The organism is Mucilaginibacter phyllosphaerae, assembly GCF_004378255.1.
Lineage (GTDB): Bacteria > Bacteroidota > Bacteroidia > Sphingobacteriales > Sphingobacteriaceae > Mucilaginibacter > Mucilaginibacter phyllosphaerae.
Genome location: NZ_SNQG01000003.1, coordinates 392,469 through 413,326, shown reverse-complemented (window position 1 = coordinate 413,326; position 20,858 = coordinate 392,469). Strand labels below are relative to the sequence as shown.

At 45.8% G+C, this 20,858-nt stretch carries 18 protein-coding genes; 6 read left to right on the top strand and 12 right to left on the bottom strand.

The window, feature by feature from the left end; translation table 11 throughout:
* The first annotated feature begins 13 nt into the window (after window positions 1-13).
* Window positions 14-613: a crossover junction endodeoxyribonuclease RuvC gene (ruvC, locus tag E2R65_RS10045; protein WP_134336358.1), complete on the top strand. Its 600-nt coding sequence runs from the start codon at window positions 14-16 to the stop codon at window positions 611-613.
* Here ruvC and E2R65_RS10040 read toward each other — a convergent pair whose 3' ends face one another.
* Complete coding sequence (locus E2R65_RS10040) at window positions 614-1,138, bottom strand: 5' nucleotidase, NT5C type (protein ID WP_134336357.1); 525 nt, start codon at window positions 1,136-1,138, stop codon at window positions 614-616. It lies immediately after the preceding gene.
* A gap of 126 nt (window positions 1,139-1,264) precedes the next feature.
* Here E2R65_RS10040 and E2R65_RS10035 point away from each other — a divergent pair, with 126 nt between their 5' ends.
* From E2R65_RS10035 to E2R65_RS10025, 3 genes are read left to right on the top strand one after another with little or no spacing between them, the layout of a single operon-like run.
* The gene (locus E2R65_RS10035; protein WP_229704633.1) at window positions 1,265-3,631 is read left to right on the top strand and encodes a TonB-dependent receptor; all 2,367 of its coding nucleotides are present in this window, start codon (window positions 1,265-1,267) and stop codon (window positions 3,629-3,631) included.
* 25 nt (window positions 3,632-3,656) lie between these two features.
* A complete protein-coding gene (locus E2R65_RS10030; protein ID WP_134336356.1) occupies window positions 3,657-6,122 on the top strand; it encodes a TonB-dependent receptor in 2,466 nt (821 codons plus the stop codon).
* A 2-nt stretch (window positions 6,123-6,124) separates the two neighbouring features.
* Window positions 6,125-7,303, top strand: coding sequence for a PepSY-associated TM helix domain-containing protein (locus E2R65_RS10025; protein WP_134336355.1), 1,179 nt, complete (start codon window positions 6,125-6,127; stop codon window positions 7,301-7,303).
* A 70-nt stretch (window positions 7,304-7,373) separates the two neighbouring features.
* On the opposite strand, the gene E2R65_RS10020 is transcribed toward E2R65_RS10025, so the two are convergent.
* Window positions 7,374-8,384, bottom strand: a complete 1,011-nt coding sequence (locus tag E2R65_RS10020) for a dipeptide epimerase (protein ID WP_134336354.1) — start codon at window positions 8,382-8,384, stop codon at window positions 7,374-7,376.
* Between the two features lie 55 nt (window positions 8,385-8,439).
* Between E2R65_RS10020 and E2R65_RS10015 the strand changes: the two genes are divergently transcribed.
* On the top strand, window positions 8,440-9,429 hold the full coding sequence (locus E2R65_RS10015) for a hypothetical protein (protein WP_134336353.1): 990 nt from the start codon (window positions 8,440-8,442) through the stop codon (window positions 9,427-9,429).
* Here E2R65_RS10015 and E2R65_RS10010 read toward each other — a convergent pair.
* Genes E2R65_RS10010 through E2R65_RS09995 form a run of 4 tightly spaced genes read right to left on the bottom strand, consistent with a single transcriptional unit; the run spans window position 9,426 to window position 12,828 of the window.
* The gene (locus tag E2R65_RS10010) at window positions 9,426-10,031 is read right to left on the bottom strand and encodes a rhomboid family intramembrane serine protease (protein WP_308472293.1); all 606 of its coding nucleotides are present in this window, start codon (window positions 10,029-10,031) and stop codon (window positions 9,426-9,428) included. The two genes, E2R65_RS10015 and E2R65_RS10010, sit on opposite strands and share 4 nt — an antisense overlap.
* Window positions 10,028-11,770: a M14 family zinc carboxypeptidase gene (locus E2R65_RS10005; RefSeq protein ID WP_134336352.1), complete on the bottom strand. Its 1,743-nt coding sequence runs from the start codon at window positions 11,768-11,770 to the stop codon at window positions 10,028-10,030. Before E2R65_RS10005 ends, E2R65_RS10010 begins: the two co-directional genes overlap by 4 nt.
* Before the next feature lie 7 nt (window positions 11,771-11,777).
* On the bottom strand, window positions 11,778-12,131 hold the full coding sequence (locus tag E2R65_RS10000; protein ID WP_134336351.1) for an MmcQ/YjbR family DNA-binding protein: 354 nt from the start codon (window positions 12,129-12,131) through the stop codon (window positions 11,778-11,780).
* A 1-nt stretch (window position 12,132) separates the two neighbouring features.
* Window positions 12,133-12,828, bottom strand: a complete 696-nt coding sequence (locus E2R65_RS09995) for an outer membrane beta-barrel protein (protein WP_134336350.1) — start codon at window positions 12,826-12,828, stop codon at window positions 12,133-12,135.
* 111 nt (window positions 12,829-12,939) lie between these two features.
* Between E2R65_RS09995 and pepT the strand changes: the two genes are divergently transcribed.
* Window positions 12,940-14,193 carry a peptidase T gene (gene pepT, locus E2R65_RS09990; protein WP_134336349.1) on the top strand — a complete coding sequence of 418 codons (1,254 nt, stop codon included), beginning with the start codon at window positions 12,940-12,942 and terminating at the stop codon, window positions 14,191-14,193.
* 132 nt (window positions 14,194-14,325) lie between these two features.
* On the opposite strand, the gene hflX is transcribed toward pepT, so the two are convergent.
* The 6 genes from hflX to E2R65_RS09960 all read right to left on the bottom strand — a co-directional run bounded on the left by hflX (window position 14,326) and on the right by E2R65_RS09960 (window position 20,815).
* Window positions 14,326-15,510, bottom strand: a complete 1,185-nt coding sequence (gene hflX, locus E2R65_RS09985) for a GTPase HflX (protein WP_134336348.1) — start codon at window positions 15,508-15,510, stop codon at window positions 14,326-14,328.
* A 279-nt stretch (window positions 15,511-15,789) separates the two neighbouring features.
* On the bottom strand, window positions 15,790-16,572 hold the full coding sequence (gene trpC / locus E2R65_RS09980; RefSeq protein WP_134336347.1) for an indole-3-glycerol phosphate synthase TrpC: 783 nt from the start codon (window positions 16,570-16,572) through the stop codon (window positions 15,790-15,792).
* Between the two features lie 155 nt (window positions 16,573-16,727).
* A complete protein-coding gene (locus tag E2R65_RS09975) occupies window positions 16,728-17,294 on the bottom strand; it encodes an anthranilate synthase component II (RefSeq protein ID WP_134336346.1) in 567 nt (188 codons plus the stop codon).
* 78 nt (window positions 17,295-17,372) lie between these two features.
* Window positions 17,373-18,782, bottom strand: coding sequence for an anthranilate synthase component I family protein (locus tag E2R65_RS09970; RefSeq protein WP_134336345.1), 1,410 nt, complete (start codon window positions 18,780-18,782; stop codon window positions 17,373-17,375).
* 219 nt (window positions 18,783-19,001) lie between these two features.
* Window positions 19,002-19,448, bottom strand: a complete 447-nt coding sequence (locus tag E2R65_RS09965; protein WP_134336344.1) for a cytochrome B — start codon at window positions 19,446-19,448, stop codon at window positions 19,002-19,004.
* A 176-nt stretch (window positions 19,449-19,624) separates the two neighbouring features.
* Window positions 19,625-20,815: an anhydro-N-acetylmuramic acid kinase gene (locus E2R65_RS09960; RefSeq protein ID WP_134336343.1), complete on the bottom strand. Its 1,191-nt coding sequence runs from the start codon at window positions 20,813-20,815 to the stop codon at window positions 19,625-19,627.
* Window positions 20,816-20,858 lie beyond the last annotated feature (43 nt).

Here is a 20,858-nt window from a genome sequence, read left to right as displayed (position 1 = left end):
GTTTTGTAAACAAATGATAGAACCGGCAAACCATACAGAGCGGATTATTTTAGGGATTGACCCCGGCACTTCTGTAATGGGTTATGGCCTGGTGCTGGAGAAAGGCCCCAAGGTTGAATTGATAAGCCTTGGCGTGGTTAAAATGGATAAGATTGACGACCACATGCTAAAGCTGCAGCGCATATTTGAAAAAACCGTTGCCCTGATAGATACCTACAAACCCGATTGCCTGGCGATAGAAGCGCCCTTTTATGGTAAAAATATACAGGTGATGTTAAAACTGGGCCGTGCGCAGGGGGTTTGTATGGCCGCAGCCTTATCCCGCAATGTGATCATTACAGAGTATTCGCCGCGTAAAATAAAGCAGTCTATCACCGGGAATGGCAGCGCCACCAAAGAGCAGGTTGCCGCCATGCTGCAAACCATACTGAAGTTTAACGAAACCCCGGAATTTTTAGATGCTACCGATGGCCTGGCCGTAGCGGTTTGCCATTCGTTCCAAAAAATACCGGTTGCAAGGGGCGGTAAGGTAACCAGTAAAAAAAGCCATTCGGGCTGGGAGGCATTTGTAAAGGATAATGCGGCCCGGGTTAGCGCACCGGCTAAAAAGTAATTACAGCAGCAGCTCCCTTATTTGCTGCCAGTTATTTACACGTACATCCCACTGCACATCGTGATTATGCGATGCTGTAAACAATATTCCCTGCCCTATAAAACGTTTAAAATGCTTTACATTGTCATCTATCAGGTAATCGGCATTAATAATACTTTTGTCGCCGCAAAAAACAATGTTTGTCCATAATATGTACGGGAAATGCTCACCCAGCCAGGCCAGTTTGGGCAACAGCGAATTAGGGAACTCCATGGCCGCTGTGGTAAAAAATAGCTCGTAATGCTGATAAAGGTCTTTGATCACTTCTTTACAGCCTGGTATTACGGCAAGGTCTTTAAAAAAATCGTCATGATAAACGGCGGCCTTGATAAACCCGTTATGGGTGGGGTCTATCAAGTTCTCAAATGGGGTGGTATTTAGCTGTTTGGCGGTAAACTCTATCCCGTAATCACGCTTGTACCACTCGGCAAACCGGCCAATGGCATCAGCCACAACCTCATCCATGTCAATAGCTATCCGTTTCATATTGTGTCAATTATACACAAATATTAGCTTCTATCAGCTTATTGTTTATAATTATTCTAAATAGCTTGCATAACTAATAGCTGCATTGTACATTTGCGGCATTATTTATAATTGGTCTTAATAAGAATGATGATAAGGAATACCTTTTTTAGCTCCAAACTTATTTTATGTGTACTGCTGCTTTTGGTTATGGTAACTGTTGCTGTAGCGCAACAAAATGGCACTGTAAGGGGTAATATCCAAACATCCGACGGGCAGCCGGCCGCAGCCGTATCTGTAGGGTTAAAAAATACAGCAGCAGGCACCATGACAGATGGTTACGGCAACTTTCAGTTTAAGGTTAAACCGGGTAATTACATCATCAGCGTATCTGCGGTAGGCCTGATGAAAGATGAAAAAAACATTACCGTAACCGCTGGCGCTGTCATCACCCTAAACTTTATACTGAAGGAAAACGCCAGCGAGCTAAAGGAAGTAATAATAGCCGGTAACAAGCAAAAATTTAAAATAGACAACCCTTCGCCAAGCCTGCGCCTTAATCAGCCTTTACTGCAGATACCGCAAAACATACAGGTAATTAGCAACGAGCAAATTAAAGAACAGCAAATATTTAACATGCTGGAGGGCGTATCACGCAATGTAAGCGGTTTAACTATGCAGGAGCATTGGGGCAACTATGCCCGTGTAAACGCCCGCGGCGACAGGTTAGCCGCTTTCCGTAACGGGATGAACGTGGAGGCTACCTGGGGGCCGCTGACCGAAGACATGTCTTTTGTAGACCGGATAGAATTTGTAAAAGGGCCTGCTGGTTTTATGCTGGCTAATGGTAACCCATCGGGCTTTTATAACGTGGTTACTAAAAAGCCTACAGGTGTAACCAGCCAGGCGTTCAGTTTTACGGCGGGCAGTTTTAATACCTACCGTGCCACTGCCGATTTTGACGGTAAGCTAACCGGCGACGGTAAACTGCAATACCGTTTAAACTTAATGGGCCAAAATTCTGAATCTTTCCGCCCGTATGATTTTACCAACCGCCTGGCTATTGCCCCTGTTCTGCGTTATAAATTTGATGATAACAACACCTTAACAGCCGAATATACTTATCAGCAGCAGCGGATGAACGCTTTTGGCACCGCCTACCTTTTCTCTACAGATGGTTATGCAAGCCTGCCGCGCAATTTTACCAACGCACCGGCTAACTCACCTTCATCAGATATAAAAGACTACAGCGCATTTTTAACCTACGAACATAAATTCAGCAATAAATGGAAGGCTACCGTACAGGGCGCTTATTTTAAATACATCCAAAATGCGTACAGCTATTGGATAGATTATATTGAAGATAATGGCAATATCTCCCGTAATTTGGGTTTATGGGATGCGGTTAACAAAAATAAATTTGCCCAGGCTTTTGTAAACGGCGAATTGAAGACAGGCGCAGTTAACCACCGCATTTTAGGCGGCCTGGATGTTGGTTACAAGTATTACATCGCAGATTATTTTCAATCTGCATCCCTTGATCCGGTTACACCTTTCAATATTTATAATCCCAACAACGCAGCCGTTACTTTGCCTTCATTTGACCGCACAACACCACTTAGCCAGCGTGGTGCGGATGCAGAATCAGTGCAAAAATACCAGTCGGGCTACATACAGGATGAGTTGGGCTTTTTTAATGAGAAGTTGCGCTTAACAATTGCTGCGCGCTATACCCACGTAGTTGACGATACAACAGCAAACAAGTTTTCGCCAAGGGTAGGTATCAGCTATTCTATAGATAAGGCAACCAGCGCATATGCTTTATACGATCAATCTTTCGTGCCGCAAACCGGTTCGATATTCGGCGGCGGGGATGTTAAACCAATTACGGGTAACAATATGGAATTAGGTTTAAAGCGCGATTGGTTTGATGGCAAATGGAGTACTTCTTTATCTGCTTACCAGATCCTTAAAAATAATCAGCTGGTTGCAGATCCCGACAGGCCAAACACCAATTTTGTTGTACAATTGGGCCAAACCAAAACCCGTGGTATTGAATTTGACGCCCGCGGCGAGATCATCCCCGGCTTAAGTTTAATGGCCAATTATGCCTATACCGATTCCAGGATCTCTAAAGATACCGATCCGGCTAACATAGGCAACCCGGTACCCGGTTTTGCCAAACACGTTACCAATACCTGGCTTACTTACCGTTTACAGCGCGGTACGTTAAAGGGCTTAGGCCTGTCTACCGGTTATCAGTGGCAGTTAAACCGCATCCCCTGGAGCCTGGGTACCGGCACGTCAGATCTGCCGAACTATTTTCGCCTGGATGCCGGTGCATCTTATCAGCTTAAAAAAGTTAGCGTTGCGGTTAACGTAAACAACGTTTTAAACACCTACCTGTATTCGGGCGGGCACGAAGATTACCTGAGCGCAACAGGCCGCACCGTTTATACCTGGCAGGCCGAACCCCCAACAACCGTTCGCGTAAGCCTTGGCTACAGATTTTAATATTCCCTTAATCAAATCATATATAATGAAAAGATCACTACCCTTAATTAAACTACTTGCAGCTGTTTTGGTACTGCTTACCCTTTTAAACCCCGCAAGCCTGCTTGCCCAGAATAAAGGCACTATACAAGGTAAGGTTGTTGCCAATAATAACCAACCGGCAGATAATGTTTCTATCGGCCTGGAAGGCACCAGCTACGGCACGGTTACCAAAGCCAACGGCGAGTATGCCTTTAAAGCCCCGGCAGGCTCTTATAAAATAATTATATCCTATGTAGGTGTAGAGCGCGTGGAAGTGCCGGTTACCGTAACCGCCGGGCAAACCGTTACCGTACCGCAAATTACGGTACGCGCCAGCCAGTCGCAACTGATAGAGGTGAATGTAATTGCCAACAGGGCAAACCGCTTTACCCGTAAAATGAGTGTTGATGTAGCTAAAATACCCTTAAATAACCTTGAAAATGCGCAAAGCTACAGTGTGGTTACCAGCGAGCTTTTGAAGGAGCAAAACGTTTTTAATGTTGAAGATGCCCTTAGAAATGCACCCGGCATTCAAAAAATGTGGGATGCAACAGGCCGTGCCGGCGATGGCGGCGGTTACTTTACCTTACGTGGTTTTGTTACCCAAACCCGCTTACGTAACGGCATTGCAGGCTTGATTACCAGCGGCATTGATGCTGTTAACATCGATAAAATTGAAGTGATAAAAGGCCCCTCTGCTACCTTGTTTGGCAGTACCTTAACTTCATTTGGTGGTTTAATAAACAGGGTAACCAAAAAACCTTATGACAGTTTTGGTTTAGAAGTTGGCCACACGGTGGGCAGCTATGACCTTAGCCGCACAACTATTGATCTGAACACCCCGCTGGGTACAAACGTTGCATTACGTTTAAATTCTGCCTACAACTACGAAGGCAGTTTCCAAAACTACGGCCAAAGCCGCAATTTTGCTGTTGCACCAAGTTTGGCTATTAAAGCCAATGATAAATTATCTTTCTTATTAGAAAGTGAAGTATTTGTCGGGCGTAATTCTGCTAAACCTTTCTTCTTCTTTGACTATCTTTCGTCACCAAAAGCATTGGGTGTTAGTAAAGTAAGCGACTTAAACATCAATTACAAAAACGCATATGTAAATGATGATATCAAATCATTTAGCCGCAGCACTAACTATTTTGCAACAGTTAACTACAAATTCTCTGATAAGCTTACATCACAAACTGTTTTCTCTTCTTCAAACAGTTATTCTAATGGTGCAAGCCCCTATTTTTATTTAGTTACTGATGCAAGGGCTGCTGTTTATGCACCGGGTACGCCAGACCTGCCAGGTGAAGCAAACTACGTCGCCCTGATGGACCAATCTACCTTTCATAGCAAGCTTAATGCAATAGAGATCCAGGAAAACATTAACGGCGATTTTAACATCGGTACCACCCGCCACCGTTTTGTGGTTGGTTTAGATTTTCAACGCCAAAACTCTAACCAGATATATTACGGCGGCGCGTATGGTGTTGCCCCTATTAACAACCCTACTTATGATTACGGATCGTTTAACAAGATATTGGTTGATGCCAACGTTTATAATCCTGCTGCGGCCTATCCTTACATTTACAAAACCAATACGTACAGCGCATACGCGTCTGACGTGGTAAATATTACCGACAGGTTAATTGCATCTGCCGGGATCCGTGTAGACCGTTTTGAGAACAAAGGCAACTACAGCGTTACAGGTACACAAACAGCCGAACCATTTAGCCAAACTGCATTTTCTCCTAAATTCGGATTGATCTATCAACCAATTAAAGAGGCTTTATCGTTATTTGCAAACTATCAGAACGGTTTCCAAAACTTAACACCATATACAGATGCTGCCGGCCAAACGGTTACACCTAAAATTCAAAATGCTACGCAAATTGAAGGGGGTGTTAAAATGGCCTTATTTAATGGCAAATTAAACGGTACCTTAAGCTACTACCGCATTAACCTAACCAATGTATTACGTACACTGCCAGGCTCTGGGGCGCAAGCGATACAGGTGCAAGATGGTACACAGCAGAGCAAAGGTTTTGAAGCCGAAATTATTGCCAACCCAATAGCTTCTGTTAACATCATTGCCGGTTTTTCATATAATGATTCTAAATTCACCAAAGCTGATGCAGATGTACAGGGCCTTCGCCCAAATACGGCAGGTTCACCATACCTGGCCAATTTTTATGCAAGCTATCGTTTACCCGAAACGGCACTTAAAGGCCTGGGTATAGGGTTTGGTGGTAACTATGCCAGCGCAAACAAAATCATTAACAGCGTAAGCCAGGGTACTTTTGAATTGCCGGCCTATACCATATTAAATAGTAACCTGTTTTATGCAAAGGCAAAATACCGTTTTGGCTTAAGCGTTAATAACCTTACTAATAAAGAATACTATACAGGTTATACTACCATTAACCCGCAACGTTTACGCCAGTTTGTACTAAGTGCATCGTATAAATTATAAGTATGACCCCATTTAAAAAAGTATTACTTTTTTGCCACCGCTGGCTCGGATTTATCTCCGGGCTTGTGGTGTTTATAGTGAGTATCACCGGCTGTATCTTCTGCTTTCAGGACGAGATACAGGATGCGCTGTATGATTACCGCCATGTGGCAGTGCAAAACAAGCCTTATTTAAAGCCCTCCGAGCTGCTTCATGTAGTTAAACAAAAGTACCCCCAAGCTACTAACGACTATATTTTTTTTTACGGTAAAAACCGCCCCGCAGGCGTGCTGGCCAACTCTGGTAAGGCCGGGCTGGAATATGTTTACCTAAACCCATACACCGGCGTTATCACCTATACACAAAAGCCGCAAACCAACTTTTTTATTATTGTAGAGTATATACATTTATACCTGCTGCTGCCGCCGGCTATTGGCAAGTGGATAGTGGGCGTATCGGTTATAATCTTTATGGCGATCATGATAACGGGGCTTATCCTGTGGTGGCCCAAACGTAAAAGCGACCGCAAACGCAGCTTTACCATTAAATGGGGCGGCCGCTGGCGAAGGGTTAATTATGACCTGCATAACGTGCTGGGCTTTTATGCTACTTCCATCGCCATCATACTATCGGTAACCGGCCTGGCCATCGCATTCGAGCCCGTAAGCAGGGCCATTTACAACACCGCTAACATCGGTAAAAAAATTACCTACACAGATGAAGTGACCGAGCCCAAGTCCGACTCGCTTAAAAAAGCCGGCCTTGCCAGCCAGCCGGTGGTCGACCTGGCATTTGCCCACGCTTTAAAGCAGGTGCCCGAGGCCGAAATGTTTTTGATCCATAACGATCCGGCTGTTTCCGGCGCTATCGGCGTTGGGGGCTATGCAAAATCCATGCACTATTCGCACGCTACCGGTTTCGAGTTTGATAAATACAGCGGCAAGCTGCTAAAATCATACATCTACGATAAAAAAAGCCCGGGCCTTAAACTTAACGAGATGAACTACGATATCCATGTAGGGCAAATAGGCGGCTTTACTACTAAGATCATCGCCTTTTTAGCCAGCCTCATCTGCGCCAGCCTGCCCGTTACCGGGCTCATCATCTGGCTGGGCAAACGTAAAAAGGCAAAATCTAAAACAAGCAGGGTCCGCGGCGCGGTGCACCATAAAACGCATAAGCGGCAGGTGCAGGTTTCTTAGAATGTATAAAAGCCACCATGATGGTATGGCCGCCGAGAGATCCTGCCGGCGGCCGTTTTTGTTTGCTCAACTAAACAGTTAATCCCAGGCCGGCATCAGCAGGCAACACCCATTTACCATCTGCCATTAGCGGCATTGGGTAAGGGTTATTGGTTGTTAACAAAGGCCCGTCCAGGTCGGCCCAATCGCATTGTGGGGCCAGGGCGGCGGCAGCCAGGGTGGCGCAGCTGGTTTCGCTCATGCAGCCTATCAATATTTTGAGGCCCAGTTCCCGCGCCCTATTTATCATTTGTTTGGCCTCGTACATCCCGGCAGATTTCATGAGCTTAATATTGATGCCGTGATAAACGCCTTTGGCTGCATCTACATCGGCCAGGCGTTGTACGGCCTCGTCGCCTATGATGGGGATAGGGCTGTGTTCGGTGATCCAGGCGTTGCCATCGGTATCTGCCTTTGGCATCGGCTGCTCTATCAGTTGTACGCCTTGCTCCTGCAGCCAGTAGATTAGGTCCAGGCTTTGTTGGCGGTCGGTCCAGCCCTGGTTGGCATCCACATAAAGCGGCACCGCGCTAACCGAGCGGATGGTTTCTATCAACTCCTTATCACTATCGCGGCCAAGCTTTACTTTGATCACTTTTAACCCTTCGGCTTCTTTTACCTTTTGCAGCATAACGTCTTTTGTATCTATACCGATAGTGTAACTGGTTACGGGCATTTTTGCAGCATCGCTGCCCAAAAGCTGCCAGCAGGGCCGGCCCTGTAATTTGCCATCCAGATCATGCAGGGCAATATCTATGGCAGCTTTAATGGCCGGCTGGCCGGGGGCAAGGCTATCCAGGTAGTGGGTGATGGCTGCAAAATTAAACGGGTATTTAAACTGCCTTACATCTACCTTACTTAAAAAAGCTGCTGCGCTTTGGTGGCTTTCGCCCATGTAGGGCACCATAGATGCTTCGCCGTAGCCGGTTTGCCCCGCGTGCGTTAGCTGCACCAGCATTAACGGCGTACTGGTACGCGAAAATTTGGCAATGGTGAACGTATGCTTAAGCAGTAGCTGAAAGGGTTGGTAAGTAAGCTGCATGTCAATAATATCAAAGCTAAAACATTAAGTTAAATTCCTGCTTATCTTTGCGGCCATGCCGGCACAAATTTATGCACCGTTCGAACGATTTAACTTTAGTAACCGTAACTGTTTTTTAACGGGCAATGTTTTACAAAGCGAAGAAGAAAAGATCCAGGTTTTTCCGCAATGGCTCATGAGCCTTTACGGCCTGGAAGACCAGCCCTTTAAACTGCTGGATGAAAGCATTGCCACCTATAAAGATCTCAAGATCCCCTGCTCGGCAGCCATTAACGACGAGTTTTTGGAGCCGCTGGAGAACGAAATAGCCGCCGCTTTTGCAGGCGGTTATGCAGGCGTAAAGGCGTTAAACGAGCTAAAACTTTTCCGGTGGACCAGCAAGCTTTTGTACGGCATTATTTTTAACGAGATCCAGTCGGGCATTAAAATGATGCATGCACAGGGCGAGGAGTTCAATATCTCGCAGGCTATTATCCATAAATTCAGCCACCTGCATTTAATGCTGCAAAGCATCAACCTGCCCATTCATTTTGAGGAGTTTAAACCCTACAGCCTGTTTATTTTTAAGGTGGATAATAAACCCGAAGAATTTGGCTACCGCGATGAGATCAACACCCAAACCTTCGCCCTGCGGATAAAAGATTTTGGGATGATACTTTGCCTGCAGGATAATAACGCCAATTTTAGCTATCATCATAAGATATACCAGCAGATAAAGGATGATGTGCTGCACCCCATACAGTTTGAGGAATTTAGCGGCCGCGTATTTTACAGCAACTACCTGTTTAACCGCCTGCCCGAGTACAATATTTTACCCGTTGGCGAAGATGTTTACATAGAGGATATGCCCCTGCGCGGTATCAGCAGCAAACCCCTGTTTGATGAATGGCAAAACAAAACCTACGGCCAGGTGCTGGAAAATTTCTGGAAAAACTGGGGCTTCCTGCTGCTGGAGATCATCAAGAACCCCGAGAAACCGGTAAGCTTTTTGTTTGACGGGGCCGGCGATAAAATAGCTGGTAACACGATTGAACTGCCGCGTTAAAACTGCCTGATAAATTCGTTAATAATATCATGATGCAGCGCAAAGGTGATCACCACACCGCTGATGGCGCCATACAAGTGGGCGTCGTGATTAACATTGTCGCGGGCATGTTTGGATGCAAAGTGGCAATATACCAGATACAGGATGCCAAAGATCCATGCGGGGATGGGGATAGGGATAAACATCAGGCCCATACTTGCTGTTGGTGCAAACATAATAAAGCTGAATATAACGGCACTGATAGCGCCCGATGCACCCAGGCTGTTATACCAGATATCTTCTTTATGCTTTTGGATGGATGGCAGGTCGCTCAGTATCAAACTTAAAACATACAGCACCCCAAACTGCCAGTGCCCCAACAATGCTTCCAGCTGAAAGGCAAAAAAGTAGTAGGACAGCATGTTGAAGAACAGGTGGTTCCAGTCTTTATGGATAAGCCCGCTGGTAATAATGGTATAAACCCGCTGCCCGCGCGATACGCCGTAGGGGTTTAAAATGAACCGCGCGTAGATCTCCTCGTTAGAGAAAGCCCACAACGAGGTAGCCAAAGTAATTGCGAATATGATTGACGCCACGGGTGTCGCCAGGAAAACTTCCATCATTTAAGGTCGAGTTTAATAGGTGTTAGCAGCCTGCCCACCGGGTAGCGCAGGAATGTTTTTTCGAAGTAAGGCGAGTTGCGGTAAACCCAGTTGAGCTGTGCCCCGGCGCTTGCGGCCAGTTTAGGGTCGGCGGCTTTGGCATCGTCCAGCTTCTGGCGTAGCCCCGGATCCTTTTTTAACAGATCGGCGGCAATATCTTCAAAAACGTAATCAGAGTAATATTCCTTTTGGCCCAGTATGCTGTCAAAAAAGTTCCATGCAAAAAAGGAATCTACCCCCTGTGGTTCCAGCGTTTCTACAATATAGCGGTTAATGGGCTGGTTGGCATATACCACGTAATCGCCCTGGTAAAACCGTATGCTGGCATCAACGGGGTTTAGCTTTACATTAGTGTGGATGTAGTGCCCTTCGTAGGGGCGGCTGCCGGTTTTGTAATCGGCAATGTAATATAGCTGCAGGTTCAGGGTGGTGTCGTGCGCCAGGCGGCTCATGGCAACTTTATTCAGTTTAAACAGATCGATAATTTTGCCCCAGGCCTGCGGGATGATGTAGGCCACGGGCTTATCGGCAGTAATACTTGCCTTGTAGGTGTTATAAAACTTTATGGGTTTGGTGTAGGGCGTTTTGCGGTCGTAAAAAAGTCGTTTAAGGCCGCTTACGTCGCTGGTTTTGTACCCGGCGGCGTAGCCTTTAAATGTAATGGTATCTACTTTGGTTTCATCAAGCACCCAGTTAAGGGCAAACGTTTTTTGCCGGCTAACTTCGGCATCCACGCGCTTTTTCATGGTGCCTAACAGCCCGGCATCGCGCTGGCAAATGGCAATCAGGTTTTGCATGAATGCATAGGTTGCCCAAACGCGCTTATCAAAGGGTTTCAGCATGTGCGTTTCCGTCATATAGCTGATGATGTTGTGCTGGGCCGCATACCCGGTAGAAAAGCGGGGCGTTTCCATAAAGCTTACAATGCCAGAATCGGGCAGGCCCTGTTCGCCGGCACCATAAGGGATCATTTCCCAGCCGCCTTTTTTCATGCCTTTGTAAAGGTCGGGCGTGAGTGTTTTAGCTGTATAAGCTGCCAAAACAGGGTTTTGCTTATCCTTCTGCGTTTCTATCAGGGTCATTACATACTGGTAGTCGGCACCATCGCTGGTATGGTTATCCAGCAAAACCTCGGGCTGCCAGGTATTCAGGATCTGTGCAAAAGCCAGGGCATTTTTACTGTCGGCTTTGATGAAATCGCGGTTCAGGTCCAGGTTGCGATAGTTGCCCCTAAAGCCATAGGCGCGCGGCCCGTTCTGGTTAGCACGCGACTGGCCCCTGTTCAGGTTACCATCAATATTATACAGGGCTATAAAGCAAAGTACCACATCCTTAGGCAGTTGTTTATTTTTAAGCAGATCGCGCACCAGCATCATACTGGCATCAATACCTTCCGGCTCGCCGGGGTGGATGCCGTTGTTAATCAGCAGCACCGTTTTATTTTGTTTTTTGATCAGCGCCGGGTCAAACACCTTATCTTTTGATAAAACAACGAGTGTTAAAGGCTTGCCAATGTCTGTAGAGCCGTAGTTAAACAGGCGCATTTGCGGCTGCTGTTTGGCCAGGCTTTGGTAATAACTTATTACTTCGGCATACGTAGCTGTGTAGTTTTTGTCCTTGCTTTGCTCAAACGGGGTTAGCTGGGCATGCGTTTGCAGGCAGCAAAAAACGGATATCAGTATGAAAATATATTTCCTCATGTGCAGGTTAAATACTGTTGTTTATTTCGGCTTGTGCTTTTTTGGACAGGCTGGCAAACACCAGGTTGTAAGAATGGTCTATCATTTCCCGCATCTGTTTATTGGTTAACGAGCCATCAGTATGTACTGTGTTCCAGTGTTTTTTATTCATGTGGAAACCAGGCTGCACTGCGCTAAACTGTTCGCGCAGTTCAACAGCCCGTTCAGGGTCGCACTTAACGTTAAAGGCCGGCGAACCCAGCCCGGTAAGTAAAAAAACCTTATCAGCCACCTTAAACACCAATGTATCCTCTCCAAACGGGAAACTTTCTGTTACGCCGGGCTTTTGCAGGCAATAATCACGTAATTCTTCAATGTTCAATTTAGTACCCCCTTATCTCTTTATCATAAGAAGTTTCGCCGCCAAAGTTTAGCTTAATACCTATGGTTATTTGCCTGTACTGGTCAAGCGCGTTGTTTTTAAATTTGGTGGATGGATCGGCATATCCGTCTATACCCTCGCCAAAGGTAAGGTTATGCTGGTAGCCGATATCCAGGCGGATGTTGGGCTCTTCATAACTATTGTAGATCTTGAACTCGTAACCAAAACGCAGCGGAACAACCAGGTTAACGCCGCTATCTTTACCCGGGAAGGTGTATGATGGGTCGTAAGGGCTTATACGCTGTGTAGTAACACTGTTAAAGATACCCCCTATGCCCGCACCCAGGTAAAAATTCTTGAGTACGTTAAGCACGTTGCTCCCCTGGTAATCCATTACCTCGCCGGCCTGTACATCCATGTGTAATATCAGGGCTTTGTAGCTGTTAGAAAACTGGCGTCCGTCTACATCTACCTTTCTGTCTTTACTGTTTCCGCCGGAGAGCGTTCCGAGCTGCAACTCCAGCCCTATAGGCACATAAGGCGTATAAAAGTAATTGGCGGTAACCGCAAACGATTTATTGTCATCCTGCTTTTTCAGGTCGGCATAAGCATGGTTTAAACTGGCGCTAACGCCAATGCCAAAACTTGCATAGTTTAAACTGCTTTGGGCGTTGCTTTTACAAAAAGCCAATGCCATAACAATAAATAAAAGATACTTTTTCAATCGATTTTATGTTTGATATTTACATTTTAGCTGCCGGATAGCTTATTGCACCGGCAACAAAATTTCTACTAATATAGACTTTCTATGGATTTTAACACAGCCTTAACTTTTACGGTCACCGGCAGGTTTTTACGGTATGTACAAATAGATACGCAATCAGACCCGTTATCGCCAACGATACCTTCTACAGAAAAGCAAAAAAACCTTGGCAGGCTATTGGTACAGGAGCTTTTGGAGATAGGCCTTACCGATGCGCATTTAGATGAATACGGCTACGTTTATGCTACCGTACCGGCAAATACAGATAAGCCGGATGTACCGGTGATCTGCTTTTGCTCGCACATGGATACCGCGCCGGATTGCAGCGGTACGGGGGTTAAACCCATTATTCATAAAAATTATGATGGCAGCGATATCATCCTGCCTGATGATACCACGCAGATAATCAAGTTAAAAGAGCACGCCGACCTTAAAAACCAGGTAGGAAATGACCTTGTAACGGCATCGGGCACAACACTTTTGGGCGCCGATAACAAAGCCGGTGTTGCCGAGATAATGGACGCCTGCTATCAGCTGATGCGGCATCCGGAAATAAAGCACGGCACAATTAAAATATTATTTACACCCGATGAAGAAATTGGCCGCGGGGTTGATAAGGCTGATATTGCCAAGTTAGGCGCCTTTGCTGCTTATACTATGGATGGGGAAAGCGCCGGCAATATGGAGAATGAAACTTTTAGTGCCGACGGTGCTAAATTAATTATACAAGGCGTAAGCGCACATCCCGGTTTTGCACAGGGCAAAATGGAAAGCGCCATTAAAATTGCAGGAAAGATAATTGCCGCCCTGCCGGATAACCTGTCGCCCGAGCATACCGGGGATATGCAGGGTTTTGTGCACCCGGTAGATATGAGCGGCCATATAGAAACCGCCGTTGTCGATTTTATTATCCGCGATTTTGAGGATGATAAGCTGGCAGAACATGCCGACACTATTCGCCAGGTGGCAGATGAAGTGCTTAAAGTCTATCCAAACTCTACTTATACTTTAGAAACGCAACAACAGTACCGCAACATGAAAAATGTACTGGCGCAACACCCGCAGATAGTTGATTACGGCATGGAAGCGATGCGCCGCGCCGGGTTGAGCCCAAAGCTTTGCAGCATCCGCGGCGGTACGGATGGTTCGCGTTTATCATTTATGGGGCTGCCCACACCAAATATCTTTGCCGGCGAGCATGCTTTTCACAGTAAGCAGGAATGGGTTTCGGTACAGGACATGCAAAAAGCGGTTGAAACTATCCTCCATTTATGCATGGTTTGGGAGGAAAAAGCTTAAGCCCCCCAGCCCCCTGAAGGGGAGAGCAAAATAATGCACACTAAATAAAAAATGCCAAACATCGAAATAAATTCATTATTCGATATTAACGTTGCTCTTCAAAAACTTCCCCTGCAGGGGGCTGGATGGCTTTTAATAAAGCAAATTATCGTATGGGTATCTTTCAGTATGTACTTTCTTTACATACTCGTAGATCATCTCCCTAAACTCATCCACATTTTGCTTTTGGGTGGCTGATATGAATATGGCCGGGCTGTTATTTTTGGCCATCCAGCTATGTTTAAAATCATCCAGGGTTAACGGGCCTTCGGTAACATCTACGTGGTGCTGCTCGGGTACAAAGGCATCTATCTTGTTAAATACGGTTATCATTTGTTTATCAATAGCGCCCAGGTCTTTCAGCGTTTCGTTAACGGTGCGGATCTGGTCTTCAAAGTTGGGATGCGATACATCCACCACATGGATCAGGATATCCGCCTCGCGCACTTCATCCAGGGTAGATTTAAAGCACTCTACCAAATGGTGTGGCAGCTTGCGGATAAAGCCTACAGTATCCGACAGCAGGAACGGTACATTCTCTATCACTACCTTTCTAACGGTGGTATCTAATGTGGCAAACAGCTTATTCTCTGCAAACACTTCAGATTTAGCAAGCATATTCATGATGGTAGATTTACCTACGTTGGTATAACCCACCAATGCCACCCGAATTAACTGCTGGCGGTTTTTGCGCTGGGTTTCATTCTGGCGGTCTATCAGTTTCAGGCGCTCTTTTAATAACGAGATCTTGTTCAGGATCAAACGCCTGTCCGTCTCGATCTGCGACTCACCCGGGCCACGCATCCCGATACCACCCTTTTGGCGCTCTAAGTGGGTCCAGAGGCGGGTAAGGCGTGGCAACAGGTATTGCAACTGGGCAAGTTCTACCTGTGTTTTAGCCTGTGCGGTTTGGGCGCGGCCGGCAAAAATATCTAAGATGAGGTTACTCCTGTCTAATATCTTTACATTCAGTTCGCGCTCTATATTACGCAATTGCGATGGGGTAAGCTCATCGTCAAAAACTACGATATCTATTTCTTCGGCAATCACATATTCTTTTATCTCGTCCAGCTTACCGGTGCCTACAAAAGTGGCACGCTCCGGCCGCTGTAGTTTTTGGGTAAAGTGCTTCACGGTAAGGCCGCCTGCGGTGGCCACTAAAAACTCTAATTCCTCTAAATATTCTTTTTCCTGTTCTTCGGTTTCGTTGGGGGTAATTACACCAACCAAAACCACTTTCTCCTGCTTCACAGCAGTATCATAAAATTTTTGTTTCATTTAAAAATGATTAACAATTAAAACATAAAGGTAAATGTAATTTACCTTACTATAACTCACGGAGTGGTGGTTATGTTCACATAGCATAAAATTGTTTTTGTATTCATAATTCACTTCCATACAAATAAATTGGGAAGTGTGATAAATAGACGTTATGAACGGTAAGTTCATAACAAACTTTCGTGCGAGACCCATCATAGGCCCGGCCAAATTGAAAGTATGGTGTGGGAGAGTATTATATTAACATGATGATACAAAGATACTCGAATAAAGGGCTAATTACAAACCCTTCACAAATTCCCGCATGGCTGCGCCCGGGTTTTGCTGTTTCATAAAGTTCTCGCCTATTAAAAAGCCGTTAAAACCGGCCGCCTTTAGCTGTTTAATTGTGTCGGTATCGCTGATGGCACTTTCAGAGATCTTCATAAACTCGTTAGGGATATGTTCGGCCAGCTTAAAGGAGTTTTCCACAGATACGGTAAAATCGGCCAGGTTGCGGTTGTTTACACCTATGGCATCCAGATTAGGATCTATGCTGCGTTCCAGTTCCTCCAGGTTATGCACTTCTAACAGCACGTTAAGATCCAGGCTTTTGGCCAGGCCTGCCAGATTTTTGATCTCGGCCGGGGTTAATATCGCTGCTATCAGTAAAATAATATCGGCACCTAATGATTTTGCTTCAATAACCTGATACTCGTCAATCATAAAATCTTTACGCAGGATAGGTACTTTTGTAGCGCGGCGGGCACGCGTTACATCCATTTTGCGGCCCATAAAAAAGCCGTAATCAGTAAGTACCGAACATGCCGAAGCACCTGCCTCTGCATAATCCTTCGTTACATCTTTTACCAGCGCATCATCGTTGATGATTCCTTTTGATGGCGATTTGCGCTTAAACTCGGCGATGATCCCGGTACGCTCGGGCGCCAGTAAAAAATCTTTAAAAGAGTAAGTTTCCCGGTGAAAATATTCTGATTCCTCCAGTTGCGAATAGGTGGTGCGCACCTTATCACGTTCAACTTCTATCTTTTTATAAGAAACTATTTTATCAAGTATGTTCATTGTTTTCAAATCTACAGTAATACCTGTCATTTCGAACGAGGTACGAGGAGAAATCTTATACAAGCGACCTGCATTTATGTTTGGCGGATAAGATTTCTCCTCGCCCCCCGCACTCGCCATCCCGCTGCTCGTTCGAAATGACAGCGGGTTTCTTGTTATGCGTTTAACCAATTCTGCATTATCTCTTTGCCATGCTCCGTCAGTACCGATTCGGGGTGGAACTGTACACCGCGTACATTGTATTCCCTGTGCCTTAAGGCCATAACCGAGCCATCCTGTTCATCAATAGCGGTAATTTCCAATACTGTGGGCAAGTCTTTTTCTACCACCCAGGAATGGTAACGGCCCACTTTAAAGGTGTAGGGCAGATCGGCAAAAAGCGGTTCGTTTATGTCTGTCACTTTTATAGGTGTTGCAATGCCGTGCATGGGTTGCGGCAGGTTATATAATTTACCGCCAAACACTTCGGCAATAGCCTGCTGGCCCAAACACACGCCAAACATGCTTTTAGTTGGTGCATATTTTTCTATTACCTGTAACAATAAGCCCGCTTCCGACGGGATCCCAGGCCCGGGCGACAGGATGATGTGACTGAATTTATCCACATCCTCTAACTTAAACTGGTCATTCCTCCAAACCTCGCACTGCAAACCCAACTCGTTTACCAGATGCACCAGGTTATAGGTGAAAGAATCGTAATTATCTATGATTAATATTTTCATTTTATACATCCCTAACCCCTCTCAAGAGGGAATTAAATAATTTCAACTTATCTCTATTCTCCGTTCACTAATCTCTACCTACAACTCTTCCGCCAATTCTATCGCTTTTCTTAAAGCCGCTATTTTGTTATCCACCTCTTTCAATTCGCTCTCGGCAACCGAGCCGGCTACAATACCTGCGCCTGCCTGGTAGTGCAGCGTGTTATTTTTGCTGAGGAATGAGCGGATCATGATGGCATGGTTAAAATCGCCGTTAAAACCATAAAAACCGATAGCGCCGCTATAAAAGCTGCGTTTACTTTTCTCGTTCTCATCAATGATCTCCATCGCGCGGTATTTGGGTGCGCCGCTCAGGGTGCCTGCCGGGAAGGTGTCGGCCACTATCTTAAACGATGTTGTGCCCGGCTTTAGCTTGCCGCTTACATGCGATACCAAATGGATAAGGTGCGAATAAAACTGTACCTGCTTAAATGCCTTTACGCTTACCTGCTCGCAATGGCGGCTCAGGTCGTTTCGGGCCAGGTCTACCAGCATCACGTGCTCGGCAGATTCTTTGGGGTCGTTCTCCAGCTGGCGCGCAATCTCGGCATCTTTCTCGTCATCGCCGCTGCGCTTAAATGTGCCGGCTATCGGGAAGATGCTGGCAACATTATTTTTAATGGTGATCTGTGCTTCGGGCGATGAGCCGAAAATGCGGAAATCGCCGTAATCAAAGTAAAACAGGTAGGGAGATGGATTGATGGAACGCAACGCCCGGTACACATTAAATTCATCGCCCAAAAACTTACGCGAGAATGCCCTGGAAGGCACGATCTGGAACACATCGCCCCGGTAAATATGCTGCTTCATCTTCTCTACAATGGCAATAAACTCTTCGTTGGTTAAGTTGGATTGCTCGGCTTCGTTACTTTTAAAGCTATACTCGGGGAAGTTTTTGTTTTTGATCAGGTCGCCAATTTTTTCTAACCCGTTGGTTTGTGGCTGGCCCTCTACCTGGTTGTGGAAGATGTACAGTTCGTTCTTAAAGTGATCTATAGCTATGATATAACTATAAATATGGTATTGCATCACCGGGATCTTACGGGCGGTATCTTGGCTTTCTTTTAGGCGGATGGTTTCGAAATGCTCTACCGCCTCATGCGTAAAATAGCCGAATAACCCGTTTGATACAATTTTGGATGTATTGGCTTCCACCTCAAAACGGACGGTAAAATTGTTTATTTCGTCGGTTATGTCAAACTCGCCGGGCTGGCTTATCTCTTCACTGCCATCAGGGAATTTCTTTTTAAGGGTACCATTGTCTAAAACCAGCCCGCTGAATGGCGCACAGCATACAAAACTTAAGCTGTTTTCGCGGCTGTGGTAATCCGAGCTTTCCAGCAGCAGCGAATTGGGGAACACATCTCTTAAGCGCAGGTAAATACTAACCGGCGTGGTGGTATCGGCAAGCAGTTTTTTATGTGTGGTGGTAATTTTATATTTTTTCATTCGTGTTATCTCAGTGCGTATTAAACAAAAAAACCCGGCGAATTGAGCGTTCGCCGGGTTTCAAATTAGGTTTACATTTGATTAGTACTGTATATCAAAAACTATCCGGCTGCCATATTTTCACATAGTGCCACCAATTGGTATTAAGGGTAGTTTTTTTCATATCGTGGCAACAAATTTATACAAAAAATTGAATTAACAAATTTTTTGTCGACTTTTTTAGTGGGATATACCAAAAAAACTTCTCTTGCTCTGTATAATGGCTACTACGATCAGCAAAATAGCTAAGGAATAGAAGATTGCGATTATGCGGTGCTTACCCTCTGGCAGGATGATCTTTTTAGACTTGCTGTGGCCAATGGTAATTAAAACGATAGCAAACAGCATCATGGCAATATGTTCAACCGTCCAGTAACGGGCTTCGGCATCTTTCATTACGCCCCCGCCAAAACGTACAAAAGGGCTTAAAAAGTAAAGTATTATCCCCAGTAAAAATTGGGTATGTGCAGATATCATGGCAAACAGGTTTAGTTTGCGGTTGCCCTGGGTATATGGCTTTTTACCCAGCCAGCCGACCAGTGCATTAAAAATAGCCAGCAACAAAAGGATGATAACGATGTACCTGAAACCCGAGTGGAAGTACTTGAAAAAGCTGTAAGCGTTCATACGGTTAAAATTTGTGTCGAATATAAGGATAAATGCAATTATTTACTCATGCGGTGATTAACTCACCCGGTCATTGCTACGCTCGACCACCCTCTCTCCGCAAGCGGAAAGAGGGGTTATCGCTCCCTCTCCTTTGGAGAGGGCTGGGGAGAGGCTTCCTCACCCAGTGCCATAACTCACCCTGCAAAACTAAATTTCCCCATCAGCACCGCCGGGTTTTTCCCAATGGCCATAGGTTCGCCGCATAAAGCCTCATTACCCAATAATGCAAATAGTATGGCCTCTTTGGCATCGGGGTTAATTCCTAACGTGCTTGTATCTGCTATGGCAGCATTTGGCAGGGTACTTTTCAAATAATTAATGATATATGGGTTTCTGGCACCGCCGCCGCTTACAAATATTTTAAGGCCGGGCAGGTTAAAATGTGTCCGTATAAAGTTGCTAATGGTGCGGCCTGTAAAGGCGCTTAAAGTGGCCACCAAATCGGTTTTGTTGATATTGAATAATCTTACCGCCTGCTGGGCATCGGCCACATATTCTAAATTAAACAATTCCGGGCCGGTGGTTTTAGGTAAGGCTTCCCTAAAAAAGGGATGATCCAGCAGGGCATCCAGCAGCACCTGGTTTACCTCCCCGGTGTTGGCTATCTGCGAGTCTGCATCATAAGGCTGGTTAAAGTACCGGCGGCAGGCAGCATCTATCAGCGTATTGCCGGGGCCAATATCGGTACATAAAACTTCGGTAACTGCATCGGCAGGCAGGTAGGTAAGGTTGGCAATGCCGCCAATGTTCAGCAATATCCTGTGCTCGCCGGGCTTGCTGCCCAGTAATACATCGCCATATAAAGCTAATGGTGCGCCCTCGCCACCCGCTGCGATGTGTTTCTGGCGAAAATCGCTTATGGTGAGGATGCCGGTTGTTACCGCCAGGTGGTCGCCATCGCCAATTTGCAGGGTAGCATTGCCGTAACCGGGTTGTTTATGCTGATGACCGGGTGCATGATAGATGGTTTGGCCGTGGCTGGCAATAAAATCTACCTGGCCGGGGTTAATGCCCCACTCGTTTAAAGCCTGCAAAACCAGTTCGCCATGAAAGGTACCGAGATAGGCGTTCAGCAAGGTTACTTTTTCCAGGCTCACCTCTTTTTTGGCAAAAACCTGCTGCACCTCGTACTTAAATTTTTCCTGATAAGGGATGGTGATAAAGTTGAGCAGCTCAAAAGCTGTTTGGGTGCCGCTGCCTTTAAATTTGCACAAGGCGATATCCAGCCCGTCCAGCGAAGTGCCAGACATCAGGCCGATGCCTAAACGCGCTTCTTTTTGGGCAATGCCGGTTAATTTTTGCAGATTATGGTTAAGTGCAGGCATGCGCTAATTTACCTGTTTTTGCATGCCCCCACAAAAGATAAAT

Bases quoted from the DNA above. Each gene is read 5' to 3' on its own strand.
- ruvC (WP_134336358.1), top strand. From the start codon at position 14: ATGATAGAACCGGCAAACCATACAGAGCGGATTATTTTAGGGATTGAC.
- E2R65_RS10040 (WP_134336357.1), bottom strand. From the start codon at position 1,138: ATGAAACGGATAGCTATTGACATGGATGAGGTTGTGGCTGATGCCATT.
- E2R65_RS10035 (WP_229704633.1), top strand. From the start codon at position 1,265: ATGATGATAAGGAATACCTTTTTTAGCTCCAAACTTATTTTATGTGTA.
- E2R65_RS10030 (WP_134336356.1), top strand. From the start codon at position 3,657: ATGAAAAGATCACTACCCTTAATTAAACTACTTGCAGCTGTTTTGGTA.
- E2R65_RS10025 (WP_134336355.1), top strand. From the start codon at position 6,125: ATGACCCCATTTAAAAAAGTATTACTTTTTTGCCACCGCTGGCTCGGA.
- E2R65_RS10020 (WP_134336354.1), bottom strand. From the start codon at position 8,384: ATGCAGCTTACTTACCAACCCTTTCAGCTACTGCTTAAGCATACGTTC.
- E2R65_RS10015 (WP_134336353.1), top strand. From the start codon at position 8,440: ATGCCGGCACAAATTTATGCACCGTTCGAACGATTTAACTTTAGTAAC.
- E2R65_RS10010 (WP_308472293.1), bottom strand. From the start codon at position 10,031: ATGATGGAAGTTTTCCTGGCGACACCCGTGGCGTCAATCATATTCGCA.
- E2R65_RS10005 (WP_134336352.1), bottom strand. From the start codon at position 11,770: ATGAGGAAATATATTTTCATACTGATATCCGTTTTTTGCTGCCTGCAA.
- E2R65_RS09995 (WP_134336350.1), bottom strand. From the start codon at position 12,828: ATGGCATTGGCTTTTTGTAAAAGCAACGCCCAAAGCAGTTTAAACTAT.
- pepT (WP_134336349.1), top strand. From the start codon at position 12,940: ATGGATTTTAACACAGCCTTAACTTTTACGGTCACCGGCAGGTTTTTA.
- hflX (WP_134336348.1), bottom strand. From the start codon at position 15,510: ATGAAACAAAAATTTTATGATACTGCTGTGAAGCAGGAGAAAGTGGTT.
- trpC (WP_134336347.1), bottom strand. From the start codon at position 16,572: ATGAACATACTTGATAAAATAGTTTCTTATAAAAAGATAGAAGTTGAA.
- E2R65_RS09975 (WP_134336346.1), bottom strand. From the start codon at position 17,294: ATGAAAATATTAATCATAGATAATTACGATTCTTTCACCTATAACCTG.
- E2R65_RS09970 (WP_134336345.1), bottom strand. From the start codon at position 18,782: ATGAAAAAATATAAAATTACCACCACACATAAAAAACTGCTTGCCGAT.
- E2R65_RS09965 (WP_134336344.1), bottom strand. From the start codon at position 19,448: ATGAACGCTTACAGCTTTTTCAAGTACTTCCACTCGGGTTTCAGGTAC.
- E2R65_RS09960 (WP_134336343.1), bottom strand. From the start codon at position 20,815: ATGCCTGCACTTAACCATAATCTGCAAAAATTAACCGGCATTGCCCAA.